At 67.7% G+C, this 15,485-nt stretch carries 16 protein-coding genes and 1 tRNA gene; 8 read left to right on the top strand and 9 right to left on the bottom strand.

The annotated features are described in order from the left end of the window. Nucleotides 1-31 precede the first annotated feature (31 nt). The 3 genes from MVF96_RS02540 to MVF96_RS02530 are packed head-to-tail and all read left to right on the top strand — an operon-like array spanning nucleotide 32 to nucleotide 1,952. On the top strand, nucleotides 32-1,039 hold the full coding sequence (locus tag MVF96_RS02540; RefSeq protein ID WP_058251079.1) for a metallophosphoesterase: 1,008 nt from the start codon (nucleotides 32-34) through the stop codon (nucleotides 1,037-1,039). Next, the gene (locus MVF96_RS02535) at nucleotides 1,036-1,761 is read left to right on the top strand and encodes a haloacid dehalogenase type II (protein WP_247451100.1); all 726 of its coding nucleotides are present in this window, start codon (nucleotides 1,036-1,038) and stop codon (nucleotides 1,759-1,761) included. The genes MVF96_RS02540 and MVF96_RS02535 overlap by 4 nt, the downstream gene beginning before the upstream one ends. Continuing rightward, nucleotides 1,758-1,952, top strand: a complete 195-nt coding sequence (locus tag MVF96_RS02530; protein WP_058251077.1) for a hypothetical protein — start codon at nucleotides 1,758-1,760, stop codon at nucleotides 1,950-1,952. Before MVF96_RS02535 ends, MVF96_RS02530 begins: the two co-directional genes overlap by 4 nt. A gap of 136 nt (nucleotides 1,953-2,088) precedes the next feature. On the opposite strand, the gene MVF96_RS02525 is transcribed toward MVF96_RS02530, so the two are convergent. Further along, nucleotides 2,089-2,162: transfer RNA gene (locus MVF96_RS02525), tRNA-Pro, on the bottom strand. A 259-nt stretch (nucleotides 2,163-2,421) separates the two neighbouring features. Between MVF96_RS02525 and MVF96_RS02520 the strand changes: the two genes are divergently transcribed. Both MVF96_RS02520 and MVF96_RS02515 read left to right on the top strand, forming a co-directional pair. Beyond that, nucleotides 2,422-2,787, top strand: a complete 366-nt coding sequence (locus tag MVF96_RS02520; protein WP_247452044.1) for a DUF7144 family membrane protein — start codon at nucleotides 2,422-2,424, stop codon at nucleotides 2,785-2,787. A 142-nt stretch (nucleotides 2,788-2,929) separates the two neighbouring features. Then, entirely contained in the window at nucleotides 2,930-3,544 is a 615-nt protein-coding gene (locus MVF96_RS02515) for a lipocalin family protein (RefSeq protein ID WP_068969838.1), read from the top strand. Nucleotides 3,545-3,608: 64 nt separating this feature from the next. Here MVF96_RS02515 and MVF96_RS02510 read toward each other — a convergent pair whose 3' ends face one another. Beyond that, on the bottom strand, nucleotides 3,609-4,052 hold the full coding sequence (locus MVF96_RS02510) for a helix-turn-helix transcriptional regulator (RefSeq protein WP_165630708.1): 444 nt from the start codon (nucleotides 4,050-4,052) through the stop codon (nucleotides 3,609-3,611). A 212-nt stretch (nucleotides 4,053-4,264) separates the two neighbouring features. Between MVF96_RS02510 and MVF96_RS02505 the strand changes: the two genes are divergently transcribed. Beyond that, the gene (locus MVF96_RS02505) at nucleotides 4,265-5,332 is read left to right on the top strand and encodes an acyl-CoA dehydrogenase family protein (RefSeq protein WP_137808651.1); all 1,068 of its coding nucleotides are present in this window, start codon (nucleotides 4,265-4,267) and stop codon (nucleotides 5,330-5,332) included. Here MVF96_RS02505 and MVF96_RS02500 read toward each other — a convergent pair. After that, nucleotides 5,319-6,683, bottom strand: coding sequence for a dipeptidase (locus tag MVF96_RS02500; protein WP_165630710.1), 1,365 nt, complete (start codon nucleotides 6,681-6,683; stop codon nucleotides 5,319-5,321). The two genes, MVF96_RS02505 and MVF96_RS02500, sit on opposite strands and share 14 nt — an antisense overlap. A gap of 21 nt (nucleotides 6,684-6,704) precedes the next feature. After that, nucleotides 6,705-8,081 (bottom strand): DUF2252 domain-containing protein, encoded by a 1,377-nt coding sequence (locus tag MVF96_RS02495; RefSeq protein WP_137808652.1) that lies wholly within the window; start codon nucleotides 8,079-8,081, stop codon nucleotides 6,705-6,707. A 265-nt stretch (nucleotides 8,082-8,346) separates the two neighbouring features. On the opposite strand from MVF96_RS02495, the gene MVF96_RS02490 reads away from it, so the two are divergent. After that, nucleotides 8,347-8,871 carry a hypothetical protein gene (locus MVF96_RS02490; protein ID WP_137808653.1) on the top strand — a complete coding sequence of 175 codons (525 nt, stop codon included), beginning with the start codon at nucleotides 8,347-8,349 and terminating at the stop codon, nucleotides 8,869-8,871. 77 nt (nucleotides 8,872-8,948) lie between these two features. Here the strand turns inward: MVF96_RS02490 and MVF96_RS02485 are convergent, their stop codons facing one another. The 4 genes from MVF96_RS02485 to MVF96_RS02470 form a co-directional block, all read right to left on the bottom strand. Further along, the gene (locus MVF96_RS02485) at nucleotides 8,949-9,422 is read right to left on the bottom strand and encodes a Dps family protein (RefSeq protein ID WP_068969841.1); all 474 of its coding nucleotides are present in this window, start codon (nucleotides 9,420-9,422) and stop codon (nucleotides 8,949-8,951) included. A gap of 112 nt (nucleotides 9,423-9,534) precedes the next feature. Then, nucleotides 9,535-9,966, bottom strand: a complete 432-nt coding sequence (locus tag MVF96_RS02480; RefSeq protein ID WP_065630665.1) for an organic hydroperoxide resistance protein — start codon at nucleotides 9,964-9,966, stop codon at nucleotides 9,535-9,537. Between the two features lie 129 nt (nucleotides 9,967-10,095). Beyond that, a complete protein-coding gene (locus tag MVF96_RS02475; RefSeq protein ID WP_058251070.1) occupies nucleotides 10,096-10,785 on the bottom strand; it encodes a hypothetical protein in 690 nt (229 codons plus the stop codon). 63 nt (nucleotides 10,786-10,848) lie between these two features. Next, a complete protein-coding gene (locus MVF96_RS02470; RefSeq protein ID WP_247451098.1) occupies nucleotides 10,849-12,111 on the bottom strand; it encodes a lipase family protein in 1,263 nt (420 codons plus the stop codon). Between the two features lie 207 nt (nucleotides 12,112-12,318). Between MVF96_RS02470 and MVF96_RS02465 the strand changes: the two genes are divergently transcribed. After that, nucleotides 12,319-13,923 (top strand): IS1182 family transposase, encoded by a 1,605-nt coding sequence (locus MVF96_RS02465; protein ID WP_247452043.1) that lies wholly within the window; start codon nucleotides 12,319-12,321, stop codon nucleotides 13,921-13,923. 110 nt (nucleotides 13,924-14,033) lie between these two features. Here MVF96_RS02465 and MVF96_RS02460 read toward each other — a convergent pair whose 3' ends face one another. After that, a complete protein-coding gene (locus MVF96_RS02460) occupies nucleotides 14,034-15,443 on the bottom strand; it encodes a hypothetical protein (RefSeq protein ID WP_418930434.1) in 1,410 nt (469 codons plus the stop codon). Nucleotides 15,444-15,485 lie beyond the last annotated feature (42 nt).

Genomic DNA, 15,485 nt, shown 5'->3' with positions numbered 1-15,485 from the left:
GATCGTCGTGGGGGATGCGTATTCTGGGGTGATGCAGCACTCCGAACTCGACATCGCACGCCTCGGCATCTCTCGCCTCGGTCCGTCCGGTTCCGGGGTACCCGCGCGCGCTCTGGCCGGCGCGGCGGGGCTCGCCGCCGCCGGACTGCTCTACTCGACGGTGATCGAGCGCAACGCCTTTGCGTTGCGACACACGACGCTGTCCGTTCTCGAACCGGGCGCCTCGCCGTTACGTGTCCTGCACATCAGCGACCTGCACATGATGCCCAACCAACGCCTCAAGCAGGCGTGGATCGCCGAGCTCGAGGCGCTCGAACCCGACCTTGTCGTCAACACCGGGGACAACCTCGCGCACCCGCAGGCCGTGCCGTCGGTCATCCAGTCGCTCGGTGGGTTGTTGTCGCGGCCCGGCCTGTTCGTCTTCGGGTCCAACGACTATTTCGGCCCCAAGCCGAAGAATCCGTTCAAGTACTTCAAGAAGGACCATCAGCGCACGCACGGCGAGCCCCTGCCGTGGCAGGATCTGCGTGCGGCGTTCACCGAGCGTGGATGGCTCGACGCGACGCACACGGTCCGCGAGCTGGAGGTCAGCGGCGTGCGGGTCGTCGCGGCCGGCGTCGACGATCCCCACATCGAGCGAGACCGCTACGAGACGATCGCGGGCCGCCCGAACCCCCTGGCACACTTGCGGCTCGGACTCACCCACTCCCCCGAACCGCGGGTCCTCGACCGGTTCGCCGCGGACGGCTACGACCTCGTGATGGCCGGACACACGCACGGCGGCCAGCTCTGCCTGCCGTTCTTCGGCGCGCTGGTGACGAACTGCCAGTTGGATCGCTCCCGGGTCAAGGGTCCGTCGAGCTGGGGGTCGTCGATGAAGCTCCACGTGAGCGCGGGTCTGGGCACGTCCCCGTATGCCCCGGCACGCTTCTGCTGCCGCCCCGAGGCCAGCCTGCTCACCCTCACACCTGTGTCGCACGGTGATGCCGACTACGACGCCGACCAGTCGCTCCCGCAGCTGGCCCGGGAGACCATGTGAGCGTTGACCTTCATCCCCGCGTGAAGGTCCTGGCGTTCGACACCTTCGGGACGGTCACCGACTGGTTCACCGGGATCTCCGGCGCCGTCGGCGCGATCGCACCGGAGGTCGACGCAGCGGCGTTCGCCAAGAAGTGGCGACGCCGGTACTCGCCGATCCTGGCTCGCGTGGAATCCGGCGAACTGCCGTGGCGTCGCCTCGACGACCTGCAGACCGAGACGCTGCACGACGTCGCCTCGCTGTTTGCACTGACACTCGACGACGATCAGGCCCGCACCCTCGTCCGTGCGTGGCGGACGATTCCGGCCTGGCCGGACGCGGTCGAGGGTCTGCAACTCCTCAAACGCGATCACATCGTCTGCGCACTGAGCAACGGCACTGTCGCACTGCTCACCGACATGGCCCGGTACAACGCGTTCCCCTGGGACGTGATCGGCGGGTCCGACCTCTGGCGGCACTACAAACCTGCGCGCGAGACCTACTGCGGGCTGGCGGATCTGCTCGAGGTGGAGCCCGCCGAGGTGATGATGGTGGCCACCCACCAGAGCGATCTCGACGCCGCGCGCTCCTTCGGCCTGCGGACGGCCTTCGTCGAGCGGCCGGACGAGTGGGGCGGGGACGAGAAGGACGATTCCGGCTCGCCGGACAACGACTTCCACGCGACGGATCTCCTCGACCTCGCGCGGCAGCTGAGCCCGTCGGTGACCGGCCCGTCCCGATGACACTCGACGACCTGCTGCGCTGGGAAGATTCGGGGGCGTCGTGGCGGGTGGTCCATCACGGACCGGATGGAATCACCCTGGGTCTGCTGCGCTGCGACGGTGGCGAGGAGGTGGACCGCGTCGTCACCGACGATCCGATCATCCTGGCCCACATCGGTGGCCGGTCGTCGTCGGCCGAGGAACCGGAGTGACCTTCGGGTTCACGTTGCGGTTTGTCCCGGTAACCGGAAGAAATCGCAACGCGATCCCAGCCGGGACCTCCAGAAACGAGGAGACCCCGACCGGATTTCTCCAGGTCAGGGTCTCTTCTGCAATCTCAACCTTGCGTCGGGGTGGCGGGATTCGAACCCACGACCTCTTCGTCCCGAACGAAGCGCGCTACCAAGCTGCGCCACACCCCGTGTGTAGCCTGCGATAGCTTATACCCCGCCCCCGCCGACTACTAAATCGCCTGGTCAAAGATGTGCCCGGTGTGGCTGAAACCCGTGCGAAGTAGCGTCGCACATCCCATCCTTGATGTGGTCCATCCGTACCAGTGCCGCCGCGCCGTCGGTCGGGACCAAGGAGTCGGCGCACAACCACTGAAAGGACACGCCAGACAATGAGCGCTTCCCCGATCAGCAGGCCAACTCGTCGGCCAAGCAGGGTTTCGCCTTCGGTATCGCGATCGTGGCCGCCGCGCTGCTCTTCGTAGCCGGCTTGGTCTCGATCTTCCAGGGCATCTCGGCGATCGCGAACGACGACCTGTTCGTCGCCGGCCAGAACTACATCTTCGAGTTCGACCTCACCACCTGGGGCTGGATCCACCTGATCCTGGGCATCGTCGGGGTCCTCGTCGCCGGCGGTCTCGCGGTGGGCGCCGACTGGGCGCGGATCTCCGCGATCATCATCGCCTCGCTGTCGATCATCGCCCAGTTCCTGTGGCTCCCCTACTACCCGGCGTGGGCCATCCTGATCATCGTGCTGGACCTGATCGTGATCTGGGCTGTCTCCACCTGGAACCCCAACAACGAATACAACCTGTGACCGACCGCTCTGACGCAGTGACGACAGTTCGCTGAGACGAGGGCTGCGGGGTAACCAATCCACGACGCGCATCCGGTCCGAATCGTCTGGTGACGCTGCTCCACTTGGGCGGCGCGACGACGAACCGCCCGAAAGGAACACCATGCGCATCACCCGGTCCCTCGCAGCCCTTGTCGCCGGCGTCCTCCTCAGCGTCGGCTTCGCCGCCGGGACGGGTCCGGCGCAAGCCGCACCGCTGGCCCCCGTGGCGAAGGTCGAGGTGGATCGCTACCTCGGCAAGTGGTGGCAGCTCGCCACCGTGCCGTCCTTCTTCGGGGTCACCTGCGCCCGGGACACCAGCGCGACCTACACCTACATCGACGCCAAGACGATCGGCGTCGACAACCAGTGCACCGGCCCCACCGGCATGCGTGGTGGCGTCGTCGGCCGTGCGACGGTCGTCGACCCGCAGACCAATGCCCAACTGAGCGTCCGGTTCCCACAGACACCGGGCAGCATCAACCCGGGCGGCGCACCGAACTACATCGTCGCCTACCTCGAAGACGGGCCGGATCCCGCCGGGCCGTACCGGTACGCGGTCGTCGGGGACCCCTCGCGCGGATCGGGATTCCTGCTGTCGCGCGACAAGGTGGTCCCCAACTCGGAGTTGCGTCGCCTGACCAAGGAGATCGAGAAGGTCGGGTACAACCCGTGCACGTTCCTCGTCTCGCCGACCACCGGTGGTCGCAGCGACTATTCACCGCTCTGCACGGTGTGACGGTCAACGCCATACGATGACGCGACTCCGGCGCAGACATGAAAAGGTCTGCGCCGGAGTAGTTTCAGCCGGCTTCGGCGTCCGGTCCCGACGCCGGCGCCATCCGGCGGAACTCGTCGGGGGTGCAGCCGAACTTCGACCGGAAGCGGTTGCGCATCGTCGCCGTCGAGGCGAATCCCGACGCGTGGGCGATGGCCTCGAGTTTCAGGTTGCCCGGACCCATGAGCAGCCCCTCCGCCCACTCCAGACGTCGATCGGCGATCATCTCGGCGAGCGACGTGGTGCCACCGGCGAGCACCCGGTACAGGTGCCGGCGGCTCACGTGCAGGTGCCGGGCGACGACCTCCACACTGAAGTCGGGATCACGAAAATTCTGTTCGATGAGGTCGGCGACCGCGGCACGCAGGTACCGCTCACTCGTCCGGACGTCCGACCGTACTACACTCGAAACCGATTCCGGCACAACACGTATCGACTGAACGTCACGACCATTGAGGACTGCGGTCACCTGGGTTCCTTCCACGCGAGAGAATGCTCCCACCCGATACACGAGTTTATCGACGGTCACACCTGCGGTCTTGGGCCTTTGGTCCCACTTTCAAGGATCCCGGTCCCGCGATTGTGCTGCGCGACGCGAACTTCCGTGAGCGGCCGCGATGGCGGAGTCGGTCAGTCGTCCAACTTCCTGCCGGCCCGGACACTCGTCGTACTGTGAGAGTCGTGACCACCCAGGACGCCGGAGCCGAGCGACGAGCGGAGTTGCGAACAGCAGCGCTCAGGGTGGCCGACGAGGTCCTGTTCCCGGCGGCCGGCGAGGTGGACCGCACCGGAGCGGTCCCCGAATCCCACTGGCGAGCGCTGGCCGACGCCGGCCTGTACGGCATCGCGGCGCCGGTCGAGGCCGGCGGGCCGGGACTCGAATTCGGTGAGGTCACCGAGATCCTCGAGGTGCTCACCAGTGGGTGCCTCGCCACCGCTTTCACCTGGATCCAGCACCACGGCGTCGTCCTGTCCCTCTCCCGGACCACCAACGACGAGCTACGTGGTGAACTCCTCGACGCGACCGTGAGCGGACGTCTACACGCGGGCGTCGCCTACGCCGGAGTCGTCCCCACGCCACCACGGATGGTCGCGACGCGCACCGACGACGGTTGGCTCCTGAACGGGCACGCACCGTTCGTCAGCGGCTGGGGTGTCGTCGACCTGCTCCAGATCTCGGCGCGCGACGCCGCGACCGATGACGTCATCTCCGCGATCCTGCGCATGCCCGACCTGGTCGGCGGCAGGTCGTCCGCAGCGGTCCGGGCAACGCCCGTGGATCTGTCCGCCGCCGCCGCGACGACCACGGTGTCCCTACGGGTCGACGGTCTGATGGTCCCGTTCGATCGCGAGGTCACGCGCGTGGGCCTCGCGGAATTCTTCGCGACCCAGAACGTCGGCGTCCGATTGAACGGCACCCTGCCCTTTGGTCTGGTGCGGCGCTGTGCGGGACTGCTCGATGTCGGCGGCCATCACCGGGAGGGGCGGGCGCTGCGCGAGCGCGCCGACGTCGTCCGAACCGCGCTCGACGCCGGGATGGCGGATGCCACCGCACTGCTGGCGGCCCGGGCCGACGCCGCGGCTCTGGCGCTCGATGCCGCGGCCGCGTTGGTGTCCGCGGACGGCGGCCGCGGCGTCGTGCGCGGGAGCGATTCCGAACGGTTGTTCCGCGAAGCCGCGTTCGTCCTGGTGGCCGCGAGCCGCCCGGAACTCAAAACAGCTCTGCTACACCGCTTCAGCGGTACCTGAAGTCGCGCAGGAAGAGTGCCTCGGCCAGGGCGATCCGCTCGATCTCGGAGGGGTCGACGCTCTCGTTGGGTGCGTGGATCAGGCACCGCGGTTCCTCGACGCCGAACAGCATGATCTCGGCGTCGGGGTACAGCGATTGGAGAACGTTGCACAACGGGATCGATCCACCCTGCCCCTGGATCAGCACCTCGCTGTCGTAGGCGGTCGACAGGGCGCCGGTGAGCGTGTCGTACGCCGGACCGCTGGTGGATCCGACGAAGGGCGCGCCCACCGCCTCGCGCTCGAAGGAGACCCGTGAGTTCCAGGGCGCGACGCGACGGAGGTGCTCGACGAGCGCGTCCTGCGCAACCATCGGGTCCATCCCCGGTGGCACGCGGAGGTTGATGCGCGCCCGCGCCCGCGGCTGCACCGCCGCCGACGATCCGACCACCGGCGGGCAGTCGATGCCGAGCACTGTCGCGGCCGGGCGCGCCCACACCATGTCGGACACCGATCCCGATCCGACCAGGTCGACTCCGTCGAGAACCGTTGCATCGCTGCGGAATCGGTCGGGCGGGTAGGACACACCCGGCCACCGGGCGTCGGCGTCGAGTCCGGCGACGGTGGTGTTGCCGTGCTCGTCACGCAGGGTCGCGAGCATCGAGATGAGCGCCGCGAGTGCATCCGGGGCGGCCCCGCCGAACATTCCGGAGTGCATCGCCGACCCCAGCGTCTCCACGGACACGACGACGTTCGCGATGCCGCGCAGCGTCGTCGTCAGACTCGGTTTCCCGACCGCGAAGTTGCCGGAGTCCGCGATCAGGATCGCGTCGGCGGCAAGCAAGTCCGGATTGCGGACCGCGAAGTCCTCGAGGCCTCCCGTCCCCTGCTCCTCCGACCCCTCGCCGATGATCTTCACCGTCACCCCGGCCCGGCCGGCGAGTGCGCGCAGCGCGGTGAGGTGCACGGCGATGTTGCCCTTGCAGTCGGCAGCTCCGCGGCCGTACCACCGCCCGTCCCGCTCGGTCAGTTCCCAGACGGGAGAGTCCCATTCGTCGTCACCGAGCGGCGGTTGCACGTCGTGGTGGAAGTAGAGCAGGACGGTCGGAGCACCCTCCGGGCCGGGAATGGACCCGGTGATCGCCTTGCTGCCGTCGCTGGTGACATGCGCGGCGGCGTCGTCGACGCCGACGGCACCGAAGGCCGCCAGCAGCCAGTCGACCATCCCGTCGCACTCCTCGACGGGAAACTGCTGCGGGTCGTGCACCGACCGGAACCGGACCATCTCCGCGAGATCCGATCTCGCCTGCGGCATCAGCGCGGCGACCTGCTCCCGCAACGACGTCTCATCCTCGCGCGCAGTCGGTTCCACCGGCGACCTTCCCTGTCGGACTCAACTCTTACCCTCGGCCGCCAGGTCGTACACCTCGAGCTCGCCTCGGCCGATGGCCTCCATCATCCGGGTGTGGTCGGAGTCGTTGAGATCCGCGTACGCGAGCGAGAACTCGGCGATGGCGTCACTGAAACCCTTGGTGGTCCCGAGGTACTCGGCGATCCGGAACCGGCTCGCGGTCCGGGCGTGCGCCTGACCGAGAACCAGCCCGCACAGCTGTGCGTACAACTTCATCCCCTCCGCGCTCAGGGCCTCGACGACGACCGAGCCCTTTCCGTCGCGGAGCTGCCGCACATAGAAGTCGCGTCGCTCACCGTTCTCGTCGATCCCGGTCGACCAGCCGAGGAAGAGGTCGCTCGTCGCCTGGAGCAGGCGTTGACCCTCGACCACCCGCTGCCCTTGGTTGTCGAAGCCCGATGCCGGCACATGGTCGGCGAGCACCGATCGCTGCGCTTCTTTGACCTGCAAGAACAACGGATCACCCAGCTCCTTTCCGGTGAGCAGGATGATCCACGCCCGCGTGCCGACACTGCCGACGCCGACCACCTTGAACGCGATGTCGACGATCGCGAACTGGTCGAGGAGCGCCTGCACGTGCAAGGGCACGGTGTCGCGGTAGGCGCTGACCCGCTCGCGGACCCGTTCGGCCACGATCTCGGCGGTCTCGGCCGGGAACCGCTCGTGCAGCGGCACCAGCAGCGGCGGGTCGCTGCGGATGTGCGCGGAGCCGTCGGCGCCGATCACACAGAGCTTCGCGAGGGCCTGCGCACTGTCGCGGTGCCGCGCCTTCTTCAGCGCCTTCTGCGTCCGCTCGCTCATCGACGTGTCCAGCTTGGGCCCGAACTCCGCCAGGAAATGGTCGACGTCGATCCCGGCGTACCAGTTCTCCAGAGTCGTCTTCGACGCGCTGCGCACGACCGCCCGCCGGTACGCCTTGGCAACGGTCTTGGCGACCCTACGATTGGTCGCGTCGTCGAGTCCGTTGTTACGTCCCGCGATCGCGAAGCTCGCGGCGAGACGCTTGACGTCCCACTCGAACGGTCCGATGTGCGTCTCGTCGAAGTCGTTCAGGTCGAACACCATTCGACGCTCCGGGCTGAAGAAGAGGCCCAGATTGCTCAGGTGCGCATCGCCGCACAGCTGGGTGATGATCCCGGTGTCCGGCGTTCTCGACAGGTCGTCGGACATCACCGCGGCCGCACCACGATAGAAGGTGAACGGCGTCGCCGACATCCGCGCGTGCCGGACCGGGACGAGATCGGCGACCCGGGTCTGCGCCTGCGCTTCCAGGATGCGCAGCGGGTCGGCCCGCTCCGTCGGCGTCGGGCACGCGGCGAGTTCGACAGCGGTGGGCGGAGTGGACAGAAGTGTCGACACGGAGTGCTCCTTCACGTCGATGCGGCCCCGCCACAGGCAGAGGTCCGTGTGTCCGGGCCCGGTCGGAACCCGCGGGTGAACGCCGCCGAAAACGAAGTCCTCCGAGGGAGAATTCTTCCAGCCCGTCGGCAGTTCCGCCGATGGATCGGTGATCAATCTGCGCCACGTTCCCCCGGTTGCGTCCTCGTCGGGTCCACCGGGATCTGCCGACCGCCGCCCAGGGCGTGTGACCCGCTTCACGACTGCAACAGGTTCTAGTTGTAGCGTGAACGTCGTGGATTACTGGGGTGTGATGGTCGGGTTGGGGCTCGTGGCGACGGCGCTCGGCGTCATCGGGTTCGTGCGGTACCGCGAGCGGGAATCGACGAGTCTGCAGCGTCAGACCCAGCTGGCGCGCGAACTGCGTGACCTCGCCGGCGGCGACGAGGTCCGGCTGGCCGCGGTCGACGAGTTCTCGCTGACCATCTATCAACGGCTCTTCTACGTCTCGGTGGTGGCCCCGTGGATACGGAGTGCCGCGTGGGCTCTGCTCGGCGCGGCGCTGGCCGGTGCGGGAGCGCTCGCGACCGGACCGCTCGACGGGGTGTTCGCGACCGTCGCACACATCGCGGCGATCCTCGTGTCCGCGGTGTTCGCGGTGGCCGCCCTGGTGTACGTCGGCATCGCGCTGTACCACTCGGCGACCACGCCTCGGGTCTCCTTCAGCGACTCCTATGCCGACGATGACGCCGATCCCGCCGTCGACGCCCCCGATCCCGGCATCCCCGGATCTGCTCGGTCCGTCGACTGAACAGGCCCCCGGACACAACGAACCCCCGTCGCGAGTCGACGGGGGTTCGTTGCTGTGAGAGGGTCAGGCGTACTCGCTCACGCGATCTGCGCCTGCCACATCCAGTGCAGCTGCTCGAGTTTCGACGCGAACGAGATCAGCAGGTCCTGAGTGACCGGATCGGCCTCCTCGGTGACCCCGATTCGCTCGCGGAGACCCGCGACCACTGCCTTGAGATTGTCGACGATCGACTCGACGACGTCGCTGTCCTTGGTCCAACCCTCACCGAATCCCTTGGTGTGGGCGGTCTTGGCGACGGTCTCGGCACGGCCGTCCGGGCTCACGCCGATCGCGGTGGCCCGCTCGGCGGCCGCGTCGGTGAATTCCCTGGACACCGTGACCAGTTCATCGAGGTCGAGATGCACCGACCGGAACTGCTTGCCGACGACGTTCCAGTGCGCCTGCTTCGCGATGAGCGACAGGTCGATGAGGTCGACGAGGGTGTCCTGCAACGCCTTTCCGGCGACGGACTGCTGCTCGTCGGTGAGCGTGCTGGTGATCGGGTTGGTCATGATCAAGAACTCCCTTCTTGTCCTATGGATTACCTCTGCTCCCTGAGGTGCGAGGAGCGATAGCGACGAGCCACGAAGGGCGCCGACACCGACACCCCGCACGGCTCAACGATCAGACGCGTACGGTGACCGACGAGTCGATGTTGCCCTTGGTCGCCTTCGAGTACGGACAGAATGTGTAGGCGAGGTCGGCGAGTTCCTTGGCCTTGGCCTCGTCGAGGCCGGGCAGCGAGACCTCGATGGCGACGGTGAGACCGAACCCGTTGTCCGCCGGGTCTTTTCCGATCCCCACGGCCACGTCCACGGTCGCCCCGTCGGGCACCGGGGTGTCGGCCTGCTTGGCGGTGGCGCGCAGCGCGCTCAGGAAGCAGGCCGCGTAACCCGCCGAGAACAATTCCTCGGGATTGGTCCCCTCACCGCTGCCACCCAGTTCCTTCGGCGGCCGCAGGTCCAGATCGATCTGGCCGCTCGCCGAGACGACTTCGCCGTCGCGTCCGCCGCCGGACGCCTTGGACGAGATGGTGTACACCGGTTCGATTGCCATTCGAATTCCTCCTGGATGCTCAGTGCGGGTCCGGGCCAACGGTCGGTTCAACCCACCCCGCTCGCGGAACATTCCGACGACACCGGCGACGGCGACGTGATGGTCACGACACCGGCGTCGGAGTCCGGTTCACCGTCCGCGCATCATCCGCGTGGGCTTCATCCGGGTCGACTCCGGCAGCCACTGGTTGACCGGTCGCCGGAGGGTGCAGAGGGCGGCGACCACCAGGAGACCGAACTGGAGGTAGCTCAGGACGACCATGACGGACGACACGTCCGGGTATCGGAACAGCAGGTCGACGCCGACGGGGATACACAGCAGATGCACGACGACGGCGGCCAGGAAGAAGTTGCGGAGATGGCGGCTGTGTTGCGACGCAGCGGTCACCAGGCACGCGTACTCGATGGCGAGCACGACGACGATCATCACCAGCATGAACGGCGGGAAGAAGCCGGCGAGGGTCTCGACCTCACTCTCGGGTGCAGAGTTCGCCGGGTCCGAGACCACGCCTTCGAGCAGTCGGTTGCGCAGATCGTCGGTGATGGTGCCGAGGTTGAAGAAGCCGTAGATCGTCAGCACGAGACCGATCACGGCCGCGCCCCACCACACGATGCGTGCGTGCACCGCCAGCGCCTCCGGCGGCGGTCCCGCATCGCCCGGCCGCGTCGGATAGAGCGCGGACTGGTCCCGATCGCGCGAGGACCGCTCGATGGCCGCCAGATCCTCGGCGTCCAGCTCGGCCTGGCTCGGGACGCGATCGGGGTCATCCGCGGCAGAATCGCCGGACGCGCCCCCGGCCGGGTCCTTCGGATCCGTCATGTCCCGATCCTGCCACTCACCCCGGCGGGCCTCCAGCGTCGAGGAGGTTCGGCCGCGAGCGGCTCACTTCCGGAACTCGGCGAGGACGAACTCCATCCCGGGGACGAATGTGCCGAGCATGGGGACGACATGGTTCACGATCGACTTCGTCAAGATGGGCGGGGTGGGGTCGGTGACGAAGGTGACGTCGGCGCCCTGGGCGCGCCAGTCCGCCACGAGTTGCGCGACCTGGCCGTACGGGATCACGTCGTCGTGCAGTCCGCCTTCGACGAAGACGGGCGCGTTCGGCTTCAGGCGACCGATCCGCTGCTGGCGGACAGCCTCTTGCAGTCCGGGGGATCGTGCGATGAGGGACGACAGTGTCTCGCCGGTTCGGGTCCATGTCTCGACGCGGCGGAAACCGAAGGCCGGGATGATGTCCCCGATGCAGCTGGTCGAGAGCTGTTTCAGCGCGGCTTTGCCGGTGGGGTTGGTCTCTCGTCGCACCACTTCGGCGACGTTCGGATACCGCTCGGTCAGCCCGTTGACAGCGAAGCCGATCGCCCCCGCGATGGTGGTGCCGTCGATCGCGGGGATGACCTTCTCGAGGTCGGCCGGGGGCGCGCCGGCGTAGGTCGCGCGCACGTCGAGTTCCGGTGCGTAGGTCTCGGCGAGTTCCGCGGCCGACGCGGCTGCGCCGCCGCCCTGCGAGTAACCGGCGAAACCTACGGGGGCGTCCTTCGGGGCGCCCGAGATCGCGAGTGCGGCCCGGGCGCCGTCGAGCATCGCCTGACCGGTCTCCGCGCGGTTGACGTAGGTGTGGACACCGGGCGTGCCCATCCCGATGTAATCGGTGAGGAACACCCGTACGCCGTTGACCAGCATGTAGTACATCTCCGGGGCGGTGTAGTTCACCGAGATGCCCGGCTTCATCAGATCCACCGCGAACGGAATGGTCATCAGCTTCGATGGCGCACACTGGTCGCCCTGACCGATGGTCCCGGAGCCGACGACGACGGTCGGTCGCGGTCCCTTGCCGCGCCATGGCGCGGTGGGTTCGATGACGGTTCCGGTGACCGCGGCGGGTTTTCCGTCCTGGTAACGCGAGGTGTACATGACCTTGCGGGCGGTCCCCGGCCACTGACCCGCCATGCCGGGGATCTGGAGCAGCAGCGGACTCGGCTGACTGCGGATCACCGATCCCGGCTCGGACGCGAACCGGGCCGGCGGGGTGTAGAAATCCGCCGCCGCTGCAGTACCGACCGCTGCGGGGGCCAGCGACGCGACGCACGCTGCCACCAGCGCGGCGATCCCGAGCGTCCGTCTCGATGTCCTGCGATGGGTCATGGTTCTCCCCGACTTCCAGTTCATGGCTGTGTAACCTACCGCACAGTAACTTGAGTCAGGTGACTGGTGTCGCTTCCGGGCGCGCGACGCCTCGCAGAGGGCCACAGGGGTGTCGCCGATCGACGGCCTAGGAGACTGCTGAAATAGTCGGTGTCGTTTCGGTGTGGGGTGAGCGGGTTTGCCTGGTGGGCTGGGATCCTGGTGGGTATGCAGGGTGAGCCGGATCGTCAGGGTGAGTTTCTGGATGTGAACTCGGTCGTCGGGCATTTGCTGGCCGAGGGCAGTGTGTTCGCGTTTTTGGCTGCTCATCGCGAGCAGTTGTTTCCTGCGGAGATGTTCGCGGACCTGTTTCCCAGCGGCCGGGGCCGTCCGTCGATCCCGCCGGCCACGATGGCGTCGGTGATCGTGCTGCAAACGCTGCAGGGTTTGTCCGATCGCGAAGCCGCTGATGCGGTCACTTTTGATCTGCGGTGGAAAGCGGCGTGTGGATTCGTGTTGGGTAACAAAGGTTTTCATCCGTCGACTCTGACGTACTGGCGTCGGCGACTGGCAGCCAGCGACCGGCCGCACCGCATTTTCGAGGTGGTACGCGAGGTCATCACCACCACCGGGGTGCTCGCCGGTAAGAGTCGTCGAGCGCTGGATTCGACGATCTTCGATGACGCGGTGGCCCGCCAGGACGCCATCACCCAGGTGATCGCGGCGATCCGGCGGGTCGCCCGAGAGGTCGACGGTGGTGCGGTGGTGGTCGAGCAGCGCGCGACTCGTCTGGCCGCGTTGACCGGCGGCGGCTATGACCGGCCCGGCAAGCCGCGGATCGCCTGGGATGATGAGTGTGCTCAACAGGACCTGATCAGCGCCCTTGTCGAAGATGGGTTGGCCGTGCTCGACGGTCTGGACCTCGAGGCCATCGACAAGGAACCGAGTAACCAGGCCCAGGCGCAGGCGGTGGCATTGCTGGCATTGGTGACCGGCCAGGATGTGGAACCGGCACCAGGTTCTGATGGCACCGACGGACGCTGGCGCATCGCGCCCCGGACCGCCCCGGACCGGGTGATCTCCACCGTCGATACCGACACCCGCCACGCCCACAAAACCCGGGCACGCCAGCAGGACGGGTTCAAGGGCCACATCGTCAATGAACCGGAGACCGGGTTGGTCACCGCGATCGAGATGACCAAAGCCGCTGGTCCGGACACTTCCGACGGAGCAGTCGGGGCACGGTTGTTGCTGAGCGATCCGACCGTCGCCGACGACGCCGACGATCGTGAGGTGCTGGGTGATTCAGCGTATGCCTCCGGTGACATGCTGGCCACGCTGGCGCGGACACGATGGAACGCGGTGATCAAACCCAAGCCACACATGCCGGCGGTTGCTGGTGGTTTCGTCATCGACGATTTCACCTTCGACGCCGACGCGAACACATTGACCTGCCCCAACAACCTGACCCGACCGGTCAGCGCGAAAGGCCACGTCACCTACGGTGCGGCCTGCCACGACTGCCCACTTCGGGCACGGTGCACCACCGCGGTTCGTGGACGCAAAATCAGATTCGGCGAACACCACCAACTCCAGCGCGAACACCGACAACACTTCTCTGACAAGACTATTGCCGACACCTACCGCCAGCATCGACCCATGGTCGAACGGACGATTGCCTGGCTCACCCGCGGTAACCGGCGGGTGCCCTACCGTGGAATCGAACGCAACAACAACTGGCTGCACCACCGCGCCGCCGCGATCAACCTACGCCGCCTGATCACCCTCGGACTGACTATCACCAACGGCACCTGGACACTGGCCACCGCCTGAACCGCGGCACCGCCGCCCCACCTAGATCGATCACCACGACCACACCCCGGAACCGACACATCCCCGCAGCAGGAACCTCAACCCAGGCTGGACCCTAATTCAGCAGGCTCCTAGCGGCCCGGCGTCACCTTGAGCACGCGGCTGAGAGTTGCCTGCCACAGCGATCCGTCGGCCGTGATCGTCCCGGTCAGCTCGAGTGGTTCGTCGAACGGCGCCGTCCCGACCGGCACCGTCGCCACCCGCCGGCCGGTCGCGAAGTCGGTTGCCACATAGTCGACTTCACCGATCTGCTGTGGGAGGTTCGGCCGGATCGGGCCATACCCGATCGCGTGGATCAGACCGTCCGCGCGAGACAACTTGGGGAGTGTCGCGATCCGGTCGCCGTTCTCCCACACGCGACGACAGCCGCCTTCCCCGACATCGATGCGGGTGGCGCCGCCGACGAACGGTGCATCGGCCGGGTCCGACGGCCCCTGCACCGCCATCGGCGGGTACTGGTAGCCGTAGGTGCTCGGGATGACCAGCGAGTTGCCCCAGGCCATCGGCGAGTTCTCGGTGCCCGGCCCGGACGTCGAAAAGGCCCGCATGCGGCAGACCTCGGAGCCGTCATCGCTGCGCAGCACGCGGAGATCCGGCGGTTCCGCGTTGTCGACGATGGCGACCCAACCATCGCCACCGGGACCGAAGTACGTCGGCGTCGTCCCCGAACCCCAGGTGAGCTGTCCGGGTTTGCGTGCCGACCCCCGGTCATAGGCGCGACGCCAGACGACCTCCGGTGCCGCACCCGGATCGGCACGCATCTCGTAGAGCGCGTGCGTCGTCAGGATCGACGCCCCCGTCCGCCGGATCGACAGGCCGTTGCCGAGTTCCTCTCCCGCGGGCAGCCGGGTGGACCGCACAGCGCCGTGCCGGTCGACTGTCCCGACCACCCCGCGCGTCGTCGCGAACCACACGCGGCCGTCGAAGCCGGGCGCCAGGCCGGTGATCGCGTCACCCGCCGGTATCGCGTGGTCGACGTCGACCCGATCGTCGACGAACACTCGCCAGCCGCTGGCCGTCTTCGCATGCGCGACACGGAGAATCGACCCGGACCCGTCGGCGACGACCACCCGGTCGCGGTCGTCGAGATAGCCGTACACGCCGCCGAGCAGTCCGCCCTTCGTCAGCTGCGTCGACGCCAGTGGTTGCGCGGTCCGGGGATCGAAGAGGACGACCGACGGCACCGCGAATGCCGGGGGCGACGATCCGACGAATTGCGTACACAACGCGACGGGCATCCCGTCGCGTCCCACGAACGTTGCCGCGCAGGCGCCGCCCGGTATCGAGGAGCCGGCCAGTCGAGCCCCGCGGCCGGGGCCTCGATGCGCCGTGGAGTCCGTGGAGGCGAGGTCGCCGTGCATGAGCGAGGTGTCGCTCGGTCCGAGTCCGGTGCTCGGCGAATCGGGTTGTGCCGCTGCGGGGTACGCGAGCGTCGCCGCCAACGCCAGAACCCCGGTGACCACCGCCGCCCGGACCCGCATCTTCCGTGTCATGAGTGGTCAAACTACCGCACAGAGGGCCGG

The organism is Gordonia hongkongensis (assembly GCF_023078355.1).
Lineage (GTDB): Bacteria > Actinomycetota > Actinomycetes > Mycobacteriales > Mycobacteriaceae > Gordonia > Gordonia hongkongensis.
Note: the sequence above shows the minus strand (reverse complement) of the source record. Positions and strands in the feature narration are given on the sequence as shown.